Annotated in this window: 14 protein-coding genes and 4 tRNA genes; 14 read left to right on the top strand and 4 right to left on the bottom strand. The window is 64.3% G+C overall.

All coding sequences use genetic code 11. The annotated features are described in order from the left end of the window. Positions 1-47: 47 nt before the first annotated feature. The 3 genes from AVAK2825_RS04890 to hpnC form a co-directional block, all read right to left on the bottom strand. Positions 48-950 carry an amino acid ABC transporter substrate-binding protein gene (locus AVAK2825_RS04890; protein ID WP_284394773.1) on the bottom strand — a complete coding sequence of 301 codons (903 nt, stop codon included), beginning with the start codon at positions 948-950 and terminating at the stop codon, positions 48-50. A gap of 181 nt (positions 951-1131) precedes the next feature. Continuing rightward, positions 1132-2532, bottom strand: a complete 1401-nt coding sequence (locus tag AVAK2825_RS04885) for an L-serine ammonia-lyase (RefSeq protein ID WP_284394772.1) — start codon at positions 2530-2532, stop codon at positions 1132-1134. A 239-nt stretch (positions 2533-2771) separates the two neighbouring features. Beyond that, positions 2772-3701, bottom strand: coding sequence for a squalene synthase HpnC (hpnC, locus tag AVAK2825_RS04880; protein WP_284394771.1), 930 nt, complete (start codon positions 3699-3701; stop codon positions 2772-2774). Positions 3702-3751: 50 nt separating this feature from the next. Here hpnC and AVAK2825_RS04875 point away from each other — a divergent pair, with 50 nt between their 5' ends. From AVAK2825_RS04875 to AVAK2825_RS04825, 11 genes are all read left to right on the top strand, one after another. Then, the gene (locus AVAK2825_RS04875; RefSeq protein ID WP_502870485.1) at positions 3752-5011 is read left to right on the top strand and encodes an efflux RND transporter periplasmic adaptor subunit; all 1260 of its coding nucleotides are present in this window, start codon (positions 3752-3754) and stop codon (positions 5009-5011) included. A 10-nt stretch (positions 5012-5021) separates the two neighbouring features. Then, a complete protein-coding gene (locus AVAK2825_RS04870; RefSeq protein WP_284394770.1) occupies positions 5022-8189 on the top strand; it encodes an efflux RND transporter permease subunit in 3168 nt (1055 codons plus the stop codon). A 93-nt stretch (positions 8190-8282) separates the two neighbouring features. Further along, positions 8283-8369, top strand: a tRNA-Leu gene (locus AVAK2825_RS04865). Between the two features lie 54 nt (positions 8370-8423). Then, on the top strand, positions 8424-9734 hold the full coding sequence (gene tig, locus AVAK2825_RS04860) for a trigger factor (protein WP_284394769.1): 1311 nt from the start codon (positions 8424-8426) through the stop codon (positions 9732-9734). 124 nt (positions 9735-9858) lie between these two features. Beyond that, entirely contained in the window at positions 9859-10467 is a 609-nt protein-coding gene (gene clpP, locus AVAK2825_RS04855; RefSeq protein ID WP_092740460.1) for an ATP-dependent Clp endopeptidase proteolytic subunit ClpP, read from the top strand. Positions 10468-10567: 100 nt separating this feature from the next. After that, entirely contained in the window at positions 10568-11833 is a 1266-nt protein-coding gene (gene clpX / locus AVAK2825_RS04850; RefSeq protein ID WP_284394768.1) for an ATP-dependent Clp protease ATP-binding subunit ClpX, read from the top strand. A 139-nt stretch (positions 11834-11972) separates the two neighbouring features. After that, on the top strand, positions 11973-14396 hold the full coding sequence (lon, locus tag AVAK2825_RS04845; RefSeq protein ID WP_284394767.1) for an endopeptidase La: 2424 nt from the start codon (positions 11973-11975) through the stop codon (positions 14394-14396). Between the two features lie 85 nt (positions 14397-14481). Then, positions 14482-14557 (top strand) — tRNA-Gly (locus tag AVAK2825_RS04840). 52 nt (positions 14558-14609) lie between these two features. Next, positions 14610-14683, top strand: a tRNA-Cys gene (locus tag AVAK2825_RS04835). Between the two features lie 123 nt (positions 14684-14806). Beyond that, positions 14807-14882 (top strand) — tRNA-Gly (locus tag AVAK2825_RS04830). Between the two features lie 212 nt (positions 14883-15094). Continuing rightward, positions 15095-16936 carry a tyrosine-type recombinase/integrase gene (locus AVAK2825_RS04825; protein ID WP_284394766.1) on the top strand — a complete coding sequence of 614 codons (1842 nt, stop codon included), beginning with the start codon at positions 15095-15097 and terminating at the stop codon, positions 16934-16936. Here the strand turns inward: AVAK2825_RS04825 and mobH are convergent. Further along, positions 16933-18816 carry a MobH family relaxase gene (gene mobH / locus AVAK2825_RS04820; protein WP_284394765.1) on the bottom strand — a complete coding sequence of 628 codons (1884 nt, stop codon included), beginning with the start codon at positions 18814-18816 and terminating at the stop codon, positions 16933-16935. The genes AVAK2825_RS04825 and mobH overlap by 4 nt on opposite strands. Before the next feature lie 242 nt (positions 18817-19058). Here mobH and AVAK2825_RS04815 point away from each other — a divergent pair, with 242 nt between their 5' ends. Genes AVAK2825_RS04815 through AVAK2825_RS04805 form a run of 3 tightly spaced genes read left to right on the top strand, consistent with a single transcriptional unit; the run spans position 19059 to position 19978 of the window. Further along, positions 19059-19307 (top strand): FitA-like ribbon-helix-helix domain-containing protein, encoded by a 249-nt coding sequence (locus AVAK2825_RS04815; protein ID WP_272548433.1) that lies wholly within the window; start codon positions 19059-19061, stop codon positions 19305-19307. Continuing rightward, complete coding sequence (locus AVAK2825_RS04810) at positions 19304-19723, top strand: type II toxin-antitoxin system VapC family toxin (RefSeq protein WP_284394764.1); 420 nt, start codon at positions 19304-19306, stop codon at positions 19721-19723. The genes AVAK2825_RS04815 and AVAK2825_RS04810 overlap by 4 nt, the downstream gene beginning before the upstream one ends. 27 nt (positions 19724-19750) lie before the next feature. After that, positions 19751-19978 (top strand): DUF3742 family protein, encoded by a 228-nt coding sequence (locus AVAK2825_RS04805; protein WP_284394763.1) that lies wholly within the window; start codon positions 19751-19753, stop codon positions 19976-19978. Positions 19979-20070 lie beyond the last annotated feature (92 nt).

Here is a 20070-nt window from a genome sequence, read left to right as displayed (position 1 = left end):
CAGCCACCGCCGTCCCTCTACCGGGCGGCGGCTTGGCTTCACCGCATTTAAAAAGCGATCTGCTCCACACCCATGTCGCTCGGCCGGCGCAGCGCCTCTTTCATGAACATGCTCATTGGGAGCATGCCTTGCTGCTCCACGCTGAACCACTTCTTGTACAGCGCGGCCATCTCGCCGCCCTGGATCATGCGGCGCGTCACGCGGTCCACCAGTTCCTTGAACTTGGGATCGTCCTTGCGCAGCCCGATGCTGTAGGGCTCCAGTGACAGGCGCTTTTCCAGGAAATGGTAGTCGTCCACGTTCTTGCCCAGGCGGGTGAGCGGAATCCAGATGCCCGCATCGTCGGCGAAGGCGGCATCGGCCTCGCCCTTGACCAGCGCGCCGACCACGTCGATCGTGCTGTCGGCCAGCACGTAATTGAAGTGGCGGTTGTAGGTGCGCTCGTTGGCGCGCAGCAGCCCTTCGTTGGTGGTCTTGCCCTGCACGGCGATCTTCTTGCCCTGCAGGTCGTCCAGCGTCTTGATGCCCGAGCTCTTGCGCACGAGGAACGACGAGGTCGCCACGAAGATGTGGTGGCTGAACGCGATCTCCTTTTGCCGCGCGGCGGTGTTGGCGGTGCCGCCGCACTCCAGGTCCACCACGCCGTCCTTCACGTCGCTGATGCGGTTCTTGCCGTCCACCAGCAGGTAGTGCACGCGCAGGTCGGGGCGTTTGAGTTCCTTCTTGATCTCGTCGAAGATCTGTAGGCACACGTCCACCGTGTAGCCCTTCACCGCGCCGTTGGCGTCCTTGAACGAAAACGGCAAGGACTTTTCGCGGTGGCCCAGCTTCAGCTCGCCCGAGCTGGCGATGCGCGACAGGGTGTCTTCCGCCCAGGCGGGGGCTGCGCTGCCGAACGCGGCCAGGGCCGCCATGAGCGCCCAGGGGCGCAGTCGAGAAAGGAAATGCATGGGTGGAGGCGAAAAAGGCGGATGAAGGAAGGCGGCGGATGCGCCGGCGCCCGCACGGGCGAAAACCGCAAAGTGTATGTGCGTGTAACGAAAAAAGGCAGGGCCTGCCCGCGCCCCCGCGTGCAGGTGCGTCTTATTCACCACACCGGCGATGGCGCAGCCCCGGGTTGGGCGCCCTCACTCAGCACTCGACCACGTTCACCGCCAGCCCGCCGCGCGAGGTCTCCTTGTATTTGCTCTTCATGTCGGCACCGGTCTGCATCATGGTCTTGATGACTTGGTCGAGCGAGACCATGTGCGTGCCGTTGCCGCGCAGGGCCATGCGCGCGGCGTTGATGGCCTTGATCGCGCCCATCGCGTTGCGCTCGATGCAGGGGATCTGCACCAGCCCGCCCACCGGGTCGCACGTCATGCCCAGGTTGTGCTCCATGCCGATCTCGGCCGCGTTCTCCACCTGCGCGGGCGTGCCGCCCATCACCGCCGCCAGCGCGCCGGCCGCCATCGAGCAGGCCACTCCCACTTCGCCCTGGCAGCCCACCTCGGCACCCGAGAGCGAGGCGTTTTCCTTGTAGATGATGCCGATGGCGCCGGCCGTGAGCAGGAAGTCGGCGATGCCGTCCTCGTCGGCGCCGGGCACGAACTTCACGTAGTAGTGCAGCACCGCCGGGATCACGCCGGCCGCGCCGTTGGTGGGCGCGGTGACCACGCGCCCGCCCGCCGCGTTCTCCTCGTTGATGGCCATGGCGTAGAGGTTGATCCAGTCCAGCATCGACAGCGGATCGCGCAGCGCCTCTTCGGCGCGGCCGGACAGCGTCTGGTGCAGCTGGCCCGCGCGGCGCTGCAGCCGCATGGGGCCGGGCAGGCTGCCGTGGCTGGCGCATCCGCGCTGCACGGCGCCGGCCATGGTCTGCCAGATCTGCAGCAGGCGCTGGCGCACGTGCGCGCGGCTGTGCCAGTGCCCTTCGTTGGCCAGCGTGACGGCGGCGATGCCCTGTCCGGTGGCGGCGCATTGGGCCAGCAGTTCGGCGGCGGTGCGGTAGGGGTGGGGCAAGCCCGTGCCTGAACCTGCCGCGCCCTGGTCCAGGGCCTCGACGCTGTTGAGCACCCGCTGGCCGCCTTCGTCCACCACGAAGCCGCCGCCCACCGAGTAGTAGGTGCGCGTGAGCAGCAGTTCGCCCTGCGCCCCATGGGCATGCAGGCTCAGGCCGTTGGGGTGGAAGGGCAGGCTCTTTCGCCGGAACAGCAGGTGCTCCTTTTCGATGAACGCGATGCGGTGCGTGCCCAGCAGGTCGATGTGGCCGCCCTTGCGGATCGCCTCGACCGTGGGGCCGATCCGGTCCGGGTCGATGCGATCGGGCTCGTACCCGGCCAGGCCCAGGAGCACGGCGCGGTCGGTGCCGTGGCCGATGCCGGTGGCGGCCAGCGAGCCGAACAGCTCCACCACCACGCGGTGCACGGGCGCCAGGCCCATGGAATCGCGCAGGGCGACGGCGAACTGCCGCGCCGCGATCATGGGGCCCACGGTGTGGGAGCTGGAGGGGCCGATACCGATCTTGAACAGGTCGAAAACGCTGACGGACATGGCGGGCAATGCGAGGGCTGTGGGGCGCGCAGGCTAACCGGCTGGCGGGGGCCGGGCATGCTCGCTATCCCGGGGCGGCCTTGCGCGAGGCCTGTCCCTTACCGGCTCAATCAAAATCGATTGCTACAAAAAATATAGCGTCATGCCCTAGTACTCATTGTGCTAAAGGCCGATTCGATGCCTGGATTTTGGCCTCCAGGGCCGCGACTGAAGCCGCGCTTGCCGGGCATGAATTCGCCTTACATCGCCACGGCCCGGCCCAGCATGCGGGCCCAGTCCAGCGGGCGCAGGCGCGGGCGGGTGTGCAGGCTGCCGCCGTCGAGCGCCTCCACCTTGTCCAGGATGCGCAGCCCGCCCTGCACCACCAGGCGCAGCTCCCAGCCGGCGCGCCCGGGCAGGCGGTGCACCAGGGGCGCGCCTTGGCCCATCAGCCCGCGCGCCCAGGCCGCGCAGTCGTTGACCAGCGCGCGCGTGGCGGGCGTGGTGCGCAGCGTGGACAGGGCCGCGCGGTCCACGCCGTGTGCCGCGCAGTCGGCGTCGGTGAGGTAGTGGCGCCCGCGCGGAATGTCCACGCTCAGGTCCTGCCAGAAGTTGATGAGCTGCAGCGCCGAGCAGATGGCGTCGCTGCGCGCGAGCGATTCGGCATCGTGCACGCCGTAGAGGTGCAGCAGCAGCCGGCCGACGGGATTGGCCGAGCGCCGGCAGTAATCCAGCAGTTCGGACCGGTCGGCGTACACGGCGCCGTCCCGCGTGCGGGCGATGTCCTGCGTGAACGCGCTCAGCAGGTCGGCCAGCAGCGGCACGGGCAGGGCATGGCTGCGCAGCACGGCCTGCAGCGGGCCGAAGATGGCGGCCCAGCGCGCGCCGGGCGGGTGGCCGGCAGCGATGGACTGCAGTTCGGCCCCATAGGCCGCCAGGTCCGCCAGGCGCTCGTCCGGGCCGGTGTCCCCTTCGTCGGCCAGGTCGTCCGCGGCGCGCGCGAAGGCGTAGATGGCCGCGATGGGCTGGCGCAGGTGCGGCGGGCACAGCAGCGAGGCCACGGGAAAGTTTTCGTAGTGCGTCACGGCCGGCGCCTGAGGGGTGCCGGGCGGTGCGGTGTGGGAGCGGGGATCGGAGGAGGGAGGCGTCACGGCGCGATTGTCGCTTGACAAGGTGACGGGGCTTCTCATAGATTACTAACCAGTCAGTCATTAAAACGAACCGCTTTCCCGGAACCAGCATGAACACCTCTGTCGCGCCGCGGCTTTCCCGGCCGTTCCCCTCGCAGCCCCGTCACGGGGCATTTTCTTGGGTGCAGCGCGCGATGGGGGGGCTGGCCGTCGGCGCGGCCGTCCTCGCCGGGGTGGGCTGCTCCAAGCCCGAGCCCGCCCCCGAGCCGGTGCGCTCGGTCAAGCTGCTCACCGTGGGCGCCGCCCCGCTGAACACCCAGCTCGAATATGCCGGCGAAGTGCGGGCGCGCATCGAATCGCGCCTGGGCTTTCGGGTGGCGGGCAAGATCGTGCAGCGCCAGGCCGAACTGGGCCAGCGCGTGAAGGCGGGCCAGGTGCTGGCCCAGCTCGACCCACGCGACTACCAGCTGGCCGCCGACGCGTCGCGCGCGCAGGTCGCCTCCGCCGCCACGCAGCGGGACCTGGCCGCCGCCGACTACCAGCGCTACGCCGCGCTCAAGGCGCAGAACTTCATCAGCGGCGCCGAGCTGGAGCGCCGCGCCTCCACCCTCAAGGCCGCCGAGGCCTCGCTCGACCAGGCGCGTGCGCAACTGGCCTCGCAAGGCAATCAGACCGGCTACACGCGGCTGGTGGCCGACGTGTCGGGCGTGGTCACCAGCATCGATGCCGAGCCGGGCCAGGTGGTGTCCGCCGGCACGCCGGTGGTGCGCATCGCCCAGGACGGCCCGCGCGACGTGGTCTTCGTCGTGCCGGAAGACAAGGTCGCAAGAGTGAAGGCCGGCCAGCCGGTGGCCGTGCGGTCGTGGTCGGGCGGCGCGCCTTTGACCGGCCGGGTGCGCGAGGTGGCGGCCAGCGCCGATGCCGTCACCCGCACCTTCCAGATCAAGGTGGCCATCGAAGGCGCCGAGGCACCGCCGCTCGGCGCCACCGTGTACGTCACGCCCGAGGCCTTGGGCCAGGCCGGCCAGCAGGCCATCAAGCTGCCCACCAGCGCGCTGCGCCAGGACGGCCAGCAGACGGCCGTGTGGGTCTTCGACGCCGCCAGCGGAACCGTGCGGTCGCAAGCTGTGCAGATCGCCACCGCGGACGGCAACGAGGCCGTGGTGGCTTCGGGGCTGGCCCCGGGCATGCAGGTGGTGGCCACGGGCGTGCACGTGCTGTCGCCCGGCCAGAAGGTCGTGCCGTACCAGCCCAAAACGCCTGCAGCGCAATCCAGTCCAGCGCAGACGGCTGTCAATGGCGTGGCAAGCCCCGCCCGTGCCGCGGCCTCCGGCCCGGCACCCGCTGCGACCGCATCGTCCGCCCGCTGAAGGCCGCTCCATGACGCAGATCCAGCCGAAAGAGGGCTTCAACCTCTCCAAATGGGCACTCGACCATCCGGCGCTCACCCGCTACCTGATGATCGTGCTGATGCTGATGGGCTTTGGCGCCTACTTCCAGCTCGGGCAGGACGAGGACCCGCCGTTCACCTTCCGCGCGATGGTGGTGCGCACCTACTGGCCCGGCGCCACGGCGCAGCAGGTGGCCGAGCAGGTCACCGACAAGCTCGAACGCACGCTGCAGGAGGTGCCTTACGCCGACAAGATCCGCAGCTACTCCAAGCCCGGCGAGTCGCAGATCATCTTCAACATCAAGGACTCGTCCAAGTCCGGCGACGTGCCCAACGTCTGGTACACGGTCCGCAAGAAGATCGGCGACATGCGCGCCACCCTGCCGCAGGGCGTGCAGGGGCCGTTCTTCAACGATGACTTCGGCGACGTCTACGGCGTGATCTACGCGCTGGAGTCCGAGGGCTTCAGCTACGCCGAGATGAAGACCTTCGCCGACGACGTGCGCCAGCAGCTGCTGCGCGTGCCCGACGTGGCCAAGGTCGAGCAATTCGGCGTGCAGGACGAAAAGCTCTACATCGAAATCTCGCAAAAGCGCCTCGCGCAGCTGGGCCTGGACATGAACCAGGTGCTGTCGCAGCTGGGCCAGCAGAACGCGGTGGAAAGCGGCGGCATCATCCAGACGCCGCAGGACCAGGTCCAGGTGCGCGTGGCCGGTCAGTTCGGTGCGGTCGAAGACCTGCGCGCCATGCCGATCCGCGGCGCCTCGGGCGCGCAGCTGCGCCTGGGCGACATCGCCGACATCCACCGCGGCTACGTGGAGCCGCCGGCCGTGAAGGTGCGCCACCAGGGCCAAGAAGTGATCGCGCTCGGCGTGTCGATGGCCAAGGGCGGCGACATCATCCGCCTGGGCGAGGCCCTGAAGACCGCCACGCAGAAGATCGAAAAGACCCTGCCGGCCGGCGTGCGGTTCGTGAACGTGCAGGACCAGCCCAAGTCGGTGTCCTCGTCGGTCAACGAGTTCGTGAAGGTGCTGATCGAAGCCGTGGTGATCGTGCTGGCCGTGAGCTTCCTGGCGCTGGGTCTGCACAAGCGCCCGGGCCACCATCCGCTGTGGAAGCGCTGGACGCTGGACATCCGCCCGGGCCTGGTGGTGGGCATCACCATTCCGCTGGTGCTGGCCGTCACGTTCCTGGCCATGTGGTACTGGAACATCGGGCTGCACAAGATCTCGCTGGGCTCGCTCATCATCGCGCTGGGCCTGCTGGTGGACGACGCCATCATTGCCGTCGAGATGATGGTGCGCAAGATGGAGGAGGGCTACGACAAGGTGCGCGCGGCCACCTTCGCCTACGAGATCACCGCCATGCCGATGCTGACCGGCACGCTGATCACGGCAGCGGGCTTCCTGCCGATCGGCATCGCCAAGTCGGTGACGGGGGAATACACCTTCGCCATCTTCGCGGTCACGGTGATCGCGCTGGTGCTGTCGTGGCTGGTTTCGGTGTACTTCGTGCCGTACCTGGGCACGCTGCTGCTCAAGAAGCCGCCGCACGTGCACACCGGCCCGGACGGCCAGCCGCACGAGGCGTTCGACAGCGGGTTCTACAACGTCTTTCGCCGCTGCGTGGACTGGTGCGTGCGCTACCGCTGGATCACCATCGGGCTCACGGTGGCCACCTTCGCGCTCGGCATCGTCGGCATGGGCCGCGTGCAGCAGCAGTTCTTCCCGGATTCGAGCCGCCCTGAAATCCTGATGGACATCTGGTTCCCGGAAGGCACCTCGTTCGAAGCCAACGAAGAGGCCACGCGCCGCGTCGAGCAGCGCCTGCGGGCCGAGGCGGGGGTGTCCACCGTCAGCGTGTGGGTGGGCTCGGGCGTGCCGCGCTTTTATCTGCCGCTGGACCAGGTCTTCCCGCAGACCAACGTGTCGCAGTTCATCGTGATCCCGCAGGACCTGCACGTGCGCGAGTCGCTGCGCGTCGGGTTGCCCGAGATCATGGCGCGCGAGTTTCCCGAGGTGCGGGCGCGCGTGAAGCTGCTGCCCAACGGGCCACCCGTGCCTTACCCGGTGCAGTTCCGCGTGGTGGGCACCGATCCCGCCGTGCTGCGCGCCCGGGCCGACGAGGTCAAGGCCATCCTGCGCGACCACCCGCAGATGCGCGGCGTGAACGACAACTGGAACGAATCCGTCAAGGTCATGCGCTTGGAAGTCGACCAGGACAAGGCCCGCGCCCTGGGCGTGACCAGCCAGTCCATCGCCCAGGCCGCGCGCACCGTCTTCACCGGCACGACCGTGGGCCAGTACCGCGAGGGCGACAAGCTCATCGACATCGTGTTCCGCCAGCCGCCGGACGAACGCAAGGCCATCACCGACGTGGCCAATGCCTACCTGCCCACGGCCTCGGGCAAATCGATTCCGCTCACGCAGATCGCGCGGCCGGTCTTCACCTGGGAGCCGGGCGTGATGTGGCGCGAGAACCGCGACTACGCCATCACCGTGCAGGGCGACGTCATCGAAGGCCTGCAGGGCGCAACCGTCACCGAAGCGCTGGTGCCCGGCCTGCGGCAGCTGGAGGCGAAGTGGCATGCGGCCGGCCAGGGCGGCTACCGCATCGAGGTGGCGGGTGCCGTGGAGGAAAGCTCCAAGGGCTCGGCCTCCATCGCCGCAGGCGTGCCGATCATGCTGTTCATCACGTTCACCCTGCTCATGCTCCAACTGCACAGCTTCAGCCGCGCGGTGCTGGTGTTCCTCACCGGCCCGCTGGGCATCGCCGGGGTGGCGGGGGCGCTGCTGTTGCTGGGCCGGCCGTTCGGGTTCGTGGCGCTGCTGGGGGTGATCGCGCTCATGGGCATGATCCAGCGCAACTCCGTCATCCTGATCGACCAGATCGAGCAGGACCGCGCGCGGGGCGTGCCCGCGTGGGACGCCATCGTGGAGTCGGCCGTGCGCCGGTTGCGCCCCATCGTGCTCACGGCCGCCGCCGCGGTGCTGGCCATGATCCCGCTGTCGCGCAGCGTGTTCTGGGGCCCGATGGCCGTGGCCATCATGGGCGGCCTGATCGTGGCGACGGTGCTCACGCTGCTGGCGCTGCCGGCCATGTACGCGGCCTGGTTCCGCGTGAAAGAGCCCGATCCGCATGCGCCGAAGCCGGCCTGATCGGAGACGGTCCGCCGACAAGGTAAAATCGAAGGTTGACCAATTTCACACAGGTGGCCGGCCCTGCCGGTCGCCTGTTTTGTCTGTAAGTTTGCGCGGGTGGCGAAATTGGTAGACGCACCAGGTTTAGGTCCTGACGCCAGCAATGGTGTGGGGGTTCGAGTCCCCCCCCGCGCACCACGGTGCGGCTGCAAAAGCAGCCGTCACGGTCCCCATATTCATAGAGGAAGAGCCATGGCCGTTACTGTTGAAACCCTTGAAAAGCTCGAGCGCAAGATCACGCTGAGCTTGCCCCTCACCGCGATCCAGTCCGAGGTCGACTCGCGCCTCAAGCGCCTGGCCCGCACCGTGAAGATGGACGGCTTCCGTCCCGGCAAGGTGCCGATGAACGTCGTGGCCCAGCGCTATGGCTACTCGGTCCAGTACGAAGTGCTGAACGACAAGGTCGGCGAGGCGTTCGCCCAGGCCGCCAACGAAGCCAACCTGCGCGTGGCCGGCCAGCCCCGCATCACAGAAAAAGACGGTGCTCCGGAAGGCCTGGTCACCTTCGACGCCATTTTCGAAGTGTTCCCTGAAGTCAAGATCGCCGATCTGGCCGGCGCCGAAGTCGAAAAGCTGTCCGCCGAAGTGACCGACGCCGCCATCGACAAGACCATCGACATCCTGCGCAAGCAGCGCCGCAGCTTCGCCCAGCGCGCGCAAGCCGCCGCCGCTGAAGACGGCGACCGCGTGACGGTCGACTTCGAAGGCAAGATCGACGGCGAAACCTTCTCCGGCGGCAAGGCCGAAGACTTCCAGTTCCTGGTCGGCGAAGGCCAAATGCTCAAGGAATTCGAAGACGCCGTGCGTGGCATGAAGTCCGGCGAAAGCAAGACCTTCCCGTTGGCCTTCCCAGAGGACTACCACGGCAAGGACGTGGCCGGCAAGACGGCTGACTTCATGGTCACCGTGAAGAAGATCGAAGCCGCCCACCTGCCCGAAGTGAACGAGCAGCTCGCCAAGTCCCTCGGCATCGCCGACGGCACGGTCGACGGCCTGCGCGCCGACATCAAGAAAAACCTCGAGCGCGAAGTCAAGTTCCGCCTGCTGGCTCGCAACAAGCAGGCCGTGATGGACGCCCTCGTGTCCAAGGCCGAGTTGGACCTGCCCAATGCCAGCGTGCAGGCCGAGATCGCCCGCCTGCTGGAAGGCGCCCGTGCCGACCTGAAGCAACGCGGCATCAAGGACGCCGACAAGGCCGAAATCCCGGAAGACGTGTTCCGTCCCCAGGCCGAGCGCCGCGTGCGCCTGGGCCTCGTGGTGGCCGAACTGGTGCGCGCCAATGAACTGCACGCCAAGCCCGAGCAACTGAAAGCCCACGTGGACGAACTGGCCGCCAGCTACGAAAAGCCGGAAGACGTCGTGCGCTGGTACTTCGGCGACCGCCAGCGTCTGGCCGAAGTCGAGGCCGTCGTCATCGAAAACAACGTGACCGACTTCGTGATGGGCAAGGCCAAGGTGACGGACAAGTCCGTTTCCTTCGACGAACTGATGGGCCAGGGCTGATGCGCTGCTGCCGCCGGACCGCCCGATTGCGGTTTCTGGCGGCTGGATGACATCGGGGGCTTGTGCTTGCGTGCACAAGCCCCAATTCATTTCTGGGTACAGTATCCGCATGACAGGAGAAAACATGAGTGCACTGGAAACACAAGCCTTGGGCATGGTCCCCATGGTCATCGAGCAGTCGGGGCGCGGCGAACGCTCCTACGACATCTATTCGCGGCTGCTGAAAGAGCGCATTATTTTTTTGGTGGGCGAGGTCAATGACCAGACCGCCAACCTCGTGGTGGCCCAGTTGCTGTTCCTCGAAAGCGAGAACCCCGACAAGGACATCTCGTTCTACATCAACTCCCCAGGCGGCAGCGTCACGGCCGGCATGGCGATCTACGACACCATGCAGTTCATCAAGCCCGATGTGTCGACCATGTGCGTGGGCTTTGCCGCCAGCATGGGCGCCTTCCTGCTGGCCGCCGGAGCCAAGGGCAAGCGGTTTTCCCTGCCGAACTCCAAGATCATGATCCACCAGGTGCTGGGCGGGGCCCGTGGCCAGGCGACGGACATCGAAATCCACGCACGCGACATTCTGCGTACCAAGGACCAGATGAACCGCATCCTGGCGGAACGCACCGGACAGCCCCTGGACAAGGTCAAGAACGACACCGAGCGCGACTACTTCCTCACGGCTGATGAAGCCAAGGAATACGGTCTGGTCGATCAGGTGATCGCCAAGCGCCCCTGATCGCTCCGCAAGGGAATACGCGGCGTTTTCCCCAGGGAAGACGCCGTTTTTTATTTCGTTATCATCCCGACAACGTTCCGCAACACGAGGCATTGCCCCCATGGCCGAGAAAAAAGGCTCTTCCAGCGAAAAAACCCTTTACTGCTCCTTCTGCGGCAAAAGCCAGCACGAGGTAAAGAAGCTGATCGCCGGTCCGTCGGTTTTTATCTGCGACGAGTGCATCGACCTGTGCAATGAAATCATTCGGGACGAGCTTCCAGCAGCCGACGGCACGCGCGAATCGCGCGGCGACCTTCCCACCCCCGCGGAGATCAAGGCGAACCTGGACAGCTACGTCATCGGCCAGGACTTCGCCAAGCGCACGCTGGCCGTGGCCGTATACAACCACTACAAGCGTTTGCGCCACAAGGACAAGGCCGGCAAGGACGAGGTGGAACTGTCCAAGAGCAACATTTTGCTGATCGGGCCCACCGGTTCGGGCAAGACGCTGCTGGCCCAGACGCTGGCCCGCATGCTGGACGTGCCTTTCGTGATGGCGGACGCCACCACCCTGACCGAGGCCGGTTACGTGGGTGAAGACGTCGAGAACATCGTGCAGAAGCTCCTGCAAAGCTGCAATTACGAGGTGGAGCGGGCCCAGCGCGGCATCGTCTACATCGACGAGATCGACAAGATTTCCCGCAAGTCGGACAACCCGTCCATCACGCGGGACGTGTCGGGCGAAGGGGTTCAGCAGGCGCTGCTCAAGCTCATCGAAGGAACCATGGCTAGCGTGCCTCCGCAGGGTGGCCGCAAGCATCCCAACCAGGACTTCCTGCAGATCGACACGACGAACATCCTGTTCATCTGCGGCGGCGCGTTCGCGGGCCTGGAGAAGGTGATCGAGAATCGCACGGAGGCCTCGGGCATCGGTTTTGGGGCGTTGGTCAAGAGCAAGAAGCAGCGCTCCCTGACCGAGGTGTTCACCGAGATCGAGCCGGAAGATCTGATCAAGTTCGGTCTCATTCCCGAACTGGTGGGCCGCATGCCCGTGGTGACTGCCTTGGCCGAGCTTAGCGAGGATGCGCTGGTGCAGATCCTGACCGAGCCCAAGAACGCACTGGTCAAGCAGTACAACAAGCTGCTGTCCATGGAGGGCGTGGACCTGGAGATCCGCCCTGCGGCGCTCAAGGCCATTGCCCGCAAGGCGCTCGCCCGCAAGACCGGCGCGCGCGGCCTGCGGTCGATTCTGGAGCAATCGCTGATCAGCACCATGTTCGACCTGCCCAATGCCACCAATGTGGAAAAAGTGGTGGTGGACGAGTCCACCATCGAGGAAAACAAGGCGCCCCTGCTCGTGTACCGAGAGGCCGCCAAGAAAGCCTGAGGCGCGGCCCGCCGGTAACGCAGCAGCCGCCTGCAGTCCTCTTCGCCTGCAACCCATCGCCTTCGCTTCATCGGCGATCGTGGTGGGTTGAAAAATCTCGCTGTTGGACCATATTCCAAGCAGCTTCATGAGGATTTCCATGTCCGGACACACCCCACTGCCTGCCACCCCCATCGACCTGCCGTTGCTGCCGTTGCGCGACGTCGTGGTCTTCCCCCACATGGTGATCCCGCTGTTCGTGGGACGCCCCAAGAGCATCAAGGCGCTGGAACTGGCCATGGACGCTGATCGGCGGATCATGCTGGTCGCCCAGAAAACCGCCGCCAAGGACGAGCCCCTCGTCTCGGACATGTTCGACGTGGGTTGCGTTTCCACGATCCTGCAGATGCTGAAATTGCCCGATGGCACCGTCAAGGTGCTGGTCGAGGGGCAGCAGCGGGCACTCGTTTCCGCCATCCAGGACAACGAAACCCATTTCACCGCGACCGTGGCTCCCGTCGAAGCGCAGGAGGATGAGAGCAAGCCCAGCGAGATCGAGGCCTTGCGCCGGGCCGTGATGCAGCAGTTCGATCAGTACGTCAAGCTGAACAAGAAGATCCCGCCGGAAATCCTCACCTCGATCTCTGCTATCGATGATCCAGGGCGTTTGGCGGACACCATTGCCGCCCACCTGCCGCTCAAGCTGGAAAACAAGCAGGTCGTGCTCGACCTGTCGGATGTGAAGCTGCGCCTCGAAAACCTTTTCGAGCAGTTGGATCGCGAAGTGGACATCCTCAATGTCGACAAGAAGATCCGTGGCCGCGTGAAGCGCCAGATGGAGAAGAACCAGCGCGATTTCTATCTGAACGAGCAGGTCAAGGCCATTCAGAAGGAACTGGGCGAGGGCGAGGAAGGCGCGGACATTGAGGAGATCGAAAAGAAGATCAAGCTCGCAAAGATGCCCGCTGACGCGCGCAAGAAGGCGGACAGCGAGCTCAAAAAGCTCAAGCTCATGTCGCCCATGTCGGCCGAAGCCACGGTGGTGCGCAACTACATCGAAGTGCTCACCGGGTTGCCGTGGAGCAAAAAGACCAAGATCAAACACGACCTTGCCAATGCCGAAGGCGTGCTCAATGAAGACCACTACGGCCTCGACAAGGTCAAGGACCGCATCCTGGAATACCTCGCGGTCCAGCAGCGCGTGGACAAGGTCAAGGCCCCCATTCTGTGCCTGGTGGGGCCGCCCGGCGTTGGCAAGACCTCACTGGGGCAGTCGATTGCCAAGGCCACCGGGCGTAAATACGTGCGCATGGCGTTGGGCGGTATGCGTGACGAAGCGGAGATCCGCGGTCACCGCCGGACCTATATCGGCGCCATGCCCGGCAAGGTGCTGCAGAGCCTGAACAAGGTCGGTACGCGCAATCCGCTGTTCCTGCTGGACGAAATCGACAAGCTGGGTACGGATTTCCGGGGTGACCCTTCGAGCGCCCTGCTGGAAGTGCTCGATCCCGAGCAGAACCACAAGTTCGGCGACCACTACGTCGAAGTCGATTTCGATTTGAGCGACGTGATGTTTGTCGCCACCTCCAATTCGATGAATATCCCGCCGGCGCTGCTGGACCGGATGGAAGTGATCCGCCTGTCGGGCTACACCGAAGACGAGAAAACCAACATCGCCATGAAGTACCTGCTGCCCAAGCAGATGGGCAACAACGGCGTCAAAGACGAGGAACTGCAAGTCACCGAGTCGGCGGTGCGGGACGTGGTTCGCTACTACACGCGCGAAGCAGGGGTGCGTTCGCTGGAGCGTGAGTTGTCCAAGATCTGCCGCAAGGTCGTCAAGGGACTGCAGCTCAAGCAACTGACGCCGCAAGTCGTGGTGACCGCGGACAACCTCCCCGATTATCTTGGCGTGCGCAAGTACACCTATGGCCGTGCGGAGCAGCAGAACCAGGTGGGGCAGGTGGTGGGCTTGGCATGGACCGAAGTGGGGGGCGATCTGCTCACCATCGAAGCGGCCACCATGCCCGGCAAGGGCGTGATCACGCGCACCGGCTCGCTGGGCGATGTCATGAAGGAATCGGTGGAAGCGGCACGAACCGTGGTGCGCAGCCGCTCCCGCATGCTCGGCATCAAGGACGAGGCCTTCGAAAAGCGCGACATCCACATCCACGTGCCCGACGGTGCGACGCCTAAAGATGGGCCCAGCGCTGGCGCGGCCATGACGACCGCTTTCGTTTCGGCGCTGACCGGCATCCCCGTGCGAGGCGATGTGGCGATGACCGGGGAAATCACCTTGCGAGGCGAGGTGACTGCCATCGGTGGGCTGAAGGAAAAATTGCTGGCTGCATTGCGCGGTGGCATCAAGACCGTCTTGATCCCTGAAGAGAACGTCAAGGACCTGCAGGAGATTCCCGAGAACGTGAAGAGCGGGCTGGAAATCGTGCCGGTGAAGTGGATCGACAAGGTGCTGGAAGTGGCGCTCGAGCGCAAACCGATCGCGCTCACCGATGAGGAAATCGCTGCCGCAGTGCCTGCGCCAGAGGAAAAAACCTCTACCACTGCAGGCTCTGTGAAGCATTGATGGAAATTTGTCGAAAGCCTCCAAAAATTGCGCTACAATTCATCTCATCGATGCAAACATCGTACAATGTGAGGCTTCGGTAAATGCGGGAATAGCTCAGTTGGTAGAGCGCAACCTTGCCAAGGTTGAGGTCGAGAGTTCGAGACTCTTTTCCCGCTCCAATTTCCAAAAGGGGAAGCACAGCTTCCCCTTTTTGCCAAGGGAAGCAGGTTTGGCGCGGTAGCAAAGCGGTTATGCACCGGATTGCAAATCCGTGTAGGTCGGTTCGACTCCGGCCCGCGCCTCCAGCACTGATCGCGAAAGCGGTTTTGATGCACGGAACAAGAACATTCGGTTGTTCTGGTTGAGTGGTTAAAATTGGTGCTATAATTTGAGTCTTGCTAGGTTGGTGTAAATCAATCCAGTGACATGCGGGAATAGCTCAGTTGGTAGAGCGCAACCTTGCCAAGGTTGAGGTCGAGAGTTCGAGACTCTTTTCCCGCTCCAATTTATGATCTACAGACTTCCACTGACGTCTGTAAGTCGTTGAAAACAGGGGCTTTTGCCCCTTTTTTCATTCCAGTGACGTCCATTGAATTCCGCCTGCATCCAGGACTTTTAAGTCCATCAATACGGACGCGGCGCAGACCGGATTGTTGCTGGAGGAGCGAGGCCAAAGAGACAAGCATGTAGCCCTGACGCGAAGCTCAGGAGATAGCATGGCACTCTCGGATATGGCCGTCCGCAACGCAAAGCCGAACGGCAAACCCTACACACTCAGCGATATCGACGGGCTTTGCCTTGCAGTCTCTCCGACCGGGGGCAAGGCATGGCACTACCGTTACTACTGGGTCGGCAAGCAAAAACGCATGTCGCTCGGAACCTACCCGGAAGTGGGGCTGCGAGAAGCCCGTGCATTGCGCGACGGAGCCCGTGCCCTGCTGGCCAAGGGGATCAATCCCCGCTCGGATCGAAAGCAAAAGCGGCAGGCCGTGCGCCTGGCGGACGAGAACACCTTCAAGGCTGTCTTCGACAAGTGGGTCATCCACCGTTCTCTGAGCCTCAAGGAAGGCCGTCAAACGACGATCTCGCAGATCAAACGGGTTTTCGACAACGATGTTCTGCCCACCCTCGGAAAAACGCCCATCTACGAAATCCAGCGGCCTGACCTGTTGGAGGTCGTTGCCAAGATCGAGCGGCGAAAGGCCCTGAGCGTCGCCGAGAAAGTGCGCACATGGCTGCGCCAGTTGTTTCGCTACGCCCTGATCGTCGTGCCCGGACTGCAACAGAACCCGGCGTTCGATCTGGATGTCGTGGCCATGCCGCAGCCTCCGGTTCGCCATAACCCGTTCCTGCGCATGGCCGAGTTGCCCGCGATGCTGCAGCGTCTGCGCAGATACCACGGCAAACTGCAAACCCAGCTCGGACTGCGATTGCTGATGCTGACCGGGGTGCGGACGGGGGAGTTGCGCTTGGCGACCCCGGACCAGTTTCACCTCGATCAGGGCCTGTGGATCATCCCACCCGAGGTCGTGAAGCAATTGCAGTTGGAGATGCGCAAGGAGGGCAAGCGTCCCGCCGACATTCCCCCTTACATCGTGCCGTTGTCCGTCCAAGCCATGGAGATCGTCCGGCACATGCTGGCGAAGTTCAAGCCCGCGCAAAAGTACCTGTTCTGCCACTACAGCGACCTGAAAAAACGCATCAGCGAAAACACGCTGAATGCCGCACTCAAGCGCATGGGCTACACCGACCAACTGACCGGCCACGGTATCCGGGGAACCATGTCCACCGCACTGCACGAAATCGGTTACCCGAAGGTCTGGATCGATGCCCAGCTTTCCCACACCGACCCGGATCAGGTGAGCGCCGCCTACAACCATGCGGAATATGTGGAGCAACGTCGGCACATGATGCAGGACTGGGCGGACCGGCTCGATCTGTTCGAGCAGCATCAGGTCGAGGCCGGCAGCATGCGCCTGACCCTGCATCTGGAGGGCGTCCCGGACGTTCTGCATGAACGCTCGCACCACGATGCGCGCGTGGTGATCGCACCAACGCCGGTACGGCTGGTGAGCAGTACGCCTCAGACTGCGCCAACCGTGCCGGACACGGTGCGCCGCTTGTCGGCCATCGCGGGCCCGAGGGAGCAGTCCGCGTTGTCCGACGCCCAGCGCCAGCGCAACGAGATGGTGGACATCTTCAATGCGCCGCATGTCCTGTCCGCTGCGGAGTTCGCCAAAATGGCGGGCAAGTCCCGCCGCTGGATCAGCTACGAAATCAGCAACAAGAAGATCCTCGCGTTGAGCATGGGCAACCTGGGCCAGCGGGTTCCCGACTGGCATTTCGATCCGCTCAAACACAGGCTCATCCAGGCGGCTCTCAAGCATGCCGGTGATGCCGACCCCTGGGAGATTTACCGGGTGCTTTCACAGCCGCACGACCTGTTGGATGGGCTGGCACCCGTTCAGGCCGTGACACCGCAAAACTTCCATGAAGCAGTCATGGCCGTGTGCTTCACTTTGAAGGAGAAAGCGCCCAACGCGCAATGGTCGGCTTAGGTGACGGACTTTCCCGCCAATTCCTTGCGGGCGGTGCCATCCGGCACCGCTTCGCTCACAGGATTGGACAGATAGGGGTTGTCGGGCGGCATGTCCTCGAACAACCGCTTCGGGTCCGTCAGCAGGTAGCCATGCAAGCGCCGGGACTTGCGTGGCCCCGTGACCTCGCAAGTCCAGATGTTCAGGCCGCTGTCCTGCTTGCGATGGAGCTGCAGTTTCTCGAAGCGCTTTTGCACCCACAGCCAATCGGCCACCTGGTCCTGCTTGGCCAGGACTGCGACGTGCGGGTGCTCTTGCGCATAGCGCTGGAAAACGCCCGGGCTGACCAGGTAAGCGGTGCCAGCGACCGTGTGCACCAGGGCCTTGGCATCATTAATGATGAGCGTGCGTCGCTCGATGTGCCGACGCAGCCAGCCCATGAAGTCCTCGCCCGATGGTGCCTGGTCGGCTGTTCCTGGGGTGCGTGACGGCTCGGGGCTGCTGTCCGTGGGCGGGTTCCTTGGGGTCGGTTGCGACAGTGCCCTCGCCGCCTCGGTTGCAGCGGGTTCGATTACCGGGGTTTCCATCAAGGCCAGAAGCGCATCCACGCCGTCGCCTGGGGTTGGCAGCACAGGCGGGACTTTCGTCAGGGGTGACGCTGCAGCAATTGATGGCGATGGACCGGAGACGGGAACGGCGTGCGAGTTTTCCGGCTCTGCGGCGGGCGTTTCCTGGCACGCTGCCGCTTCGTCCAGCACCACCTCCACCGAGCCCGCGAACGGCTCGGGTCGTTCGTGACCCTCCCAGATCAGTGCCGGCGCAAGCCGCAGGAGCGTGAAGGCATGGGACCACCCCGCGTCGCTGGTCACCGTCGCTTTCCAGATGGCTTTGCCATCCGCGGTGGGCTGCAGCATGCCGTGGTCCTGGAGGACGTTGAAGACGGCGGTGTTGTTGGCCGGAATGCCATCGATGCCCTGCGACAGCAAGTGCGCGCGCAGCTTGTCCGACACGGTTTTGCTGACCAGCCATAACGCCTCCTGCGTCAGCCACCCGTCCGAAGCCTGGGGCTGGTTCAGCCGGAGCTCTTCCTTGAGCAGGTAACGCAAGCCGTCCAGCAGCTTGCGCTGCAGCGCGTGTTTGGGTGCGGCCATCGCCTTGCCGGGATCGCCGCCAAGCTCTTGGGCGACCGAAGCGCGATCGGCCTGCGTCACGATTTCCCCCAGCACACCGGCATGCTCGTACTGGCCTGCCAGCACATACAGCAGCGCGGCCCAGAGGGTCGGATATCCGCTGAGCCAGTCAAGGATTTCGCGGTCCAGCAGCTGGCGATAGAGCAGGCCCGCCGCGGCGGTGTGCAGTCGGTATTCCCGGTCCTTGCGATACCGGAAGCGGAAGGGTTTGCGCAACGGACCATGCCAGGGATGCCAGGCGCTGCCGTCCGCATGCTCGACGTCCAGATCGACGGCGATCTTGCCGATGTCATGCAGCAGGGCCGCGTAGGCGGTGGCGGCCGTCCAGGCTTCGGCTTGTGCTGCCTGGTCCTCGGGTGTCGCACCCGCTGGCATCAGGTGCGATTGCCGCAGCTTGAGCGCGTAGGCGACGATCTCCAGGCCATGATCGAGCATGCCGCCGGGGTACGCGTGGTGATGGCTTTCCGACGCGGGGAACTGCTGGACCAGCTCGGCATAGCGCTCCAGGGGGTCCTGGTACAGCGTGGCGAACTGCTTGCGTGAGAGTGAGGTGCGCTGCCAGATGTGTTCCAGCAGCTTTTGCCGGCGCGGGGTGGCGAGCAGCGACGCGGCGGGCTCGGGGCGGGTCAGCCCATTTCCTTTTGGCGCAGCGTCCTGGTGCGGGGCCTGCGCGGGTGAAGGAGGGCTTTTTCGTTGGAACAGCGCGAACATGCGATCCCTGGAGTTCGGGGTGGCGGATGGGCCTTTTCCTTTTGCAGGTAGGGCCATTCCCCTTCGGCCCCATTCCCTTGCCTTTTGCCCTCATCCTTTTGGTATATCGCGTCGTCCCGTGCAAATCTTTGAAGAAAGCGGCGTGCAGTCAACCCACGAACTGGTCTCGAACACGTCAGCCGGTTGCGTTCATTTCAATCAACGACTAAATTGCAGTCATTGACTAACGAGGTGATGCAATGATGACAACGATGACCATTCGGAACATTGATGAGCAGCTCAAGGGACGGCTCCGTATCCAGGCCGCCATCCATGGCCGCTCCATGGAGGAAGAAGCCCGGGACATCCTGCGTGCCGCTCTGTCCAAGGAGCCGGAACGCGCGCCTTCTCTGGTGCAGGCCATCAGGGCACGTGTGGAGGGTCTCGGAGGTGTGGAAATAGAATTGCCAGCACGTGAAGCCATCCGCGTGCCGCCAGAGTTCGGCGCATGATCGTTCTCGATACCAACGTCCTGTCGGAGACTCTGCGGGCGGCTCCGGAAGATGTGCCTATGGCCTGGCTCGACCGGCAGCGCCGCTCTGCACTGTTCACGACCACCATATCGCGCGCAGAACTACTCTATGGTGTGCATGTATTGCCGAATGGGCAACGAAAGACGGCATTGATGGAGGCCGTCAAAGGAATTTTCGTCACGGACATGGCTGGTCAGATCCTCGGCTTCGACGACGATGCCGCTGATGCCTATGCGGAAATCTCCGCATCACGCAAAGCGGCAGGAAGGCCTATCAGCCAGTTTGACGCCATGATCGCGGCAATCACAAAATCGCGGGGAGCCAGTTTGGCGACACGCAACGTCAAGGACTTCCTGGACTGTGGCATCCAGGTGATCAATCCGTGGGGAAGCTGACGGTTCGGACGGCGAAGGAGGATGACCATGACCACGCAGTCACACACTTTTGGATGGACCTACCGGCTGGGCAGAGGTGTGTCTCATGCCTGGCGCAGCTATGCCCGCAAAGAGCATGGGGCAGCAATATGGTTGGTTGAACATGGCATTCCAGCCGGTGGCACCAGGGCGGTGGTTTGGATGCTGAGGTTACTGACGGTTGGCGGCATCGCCTACCTATGGGAACCTCTCAAAACCCATCCGGTCCCTTGTTGATCGAGAACGCGTGCTCCATCCTTTGCCATGATCACTCCCCGTAGCGCCCTGAAGTTCGACCTGTTCGCTGAGGCCTCGCGCCAACACAAGAG

This window comes from Acidovorax sp. SUPP2825 (genome assembly GCF_030158995.1).
Taxonomy (GTDB): Bacteria; Pseudomonadota; Gammaproteobacteria; order Burkholderiales; family Burkholderiaceae_C; genus Paracidovorax.
This window is presented reverse-complemented; position numbering and strand designations above follow the sequence as displayed.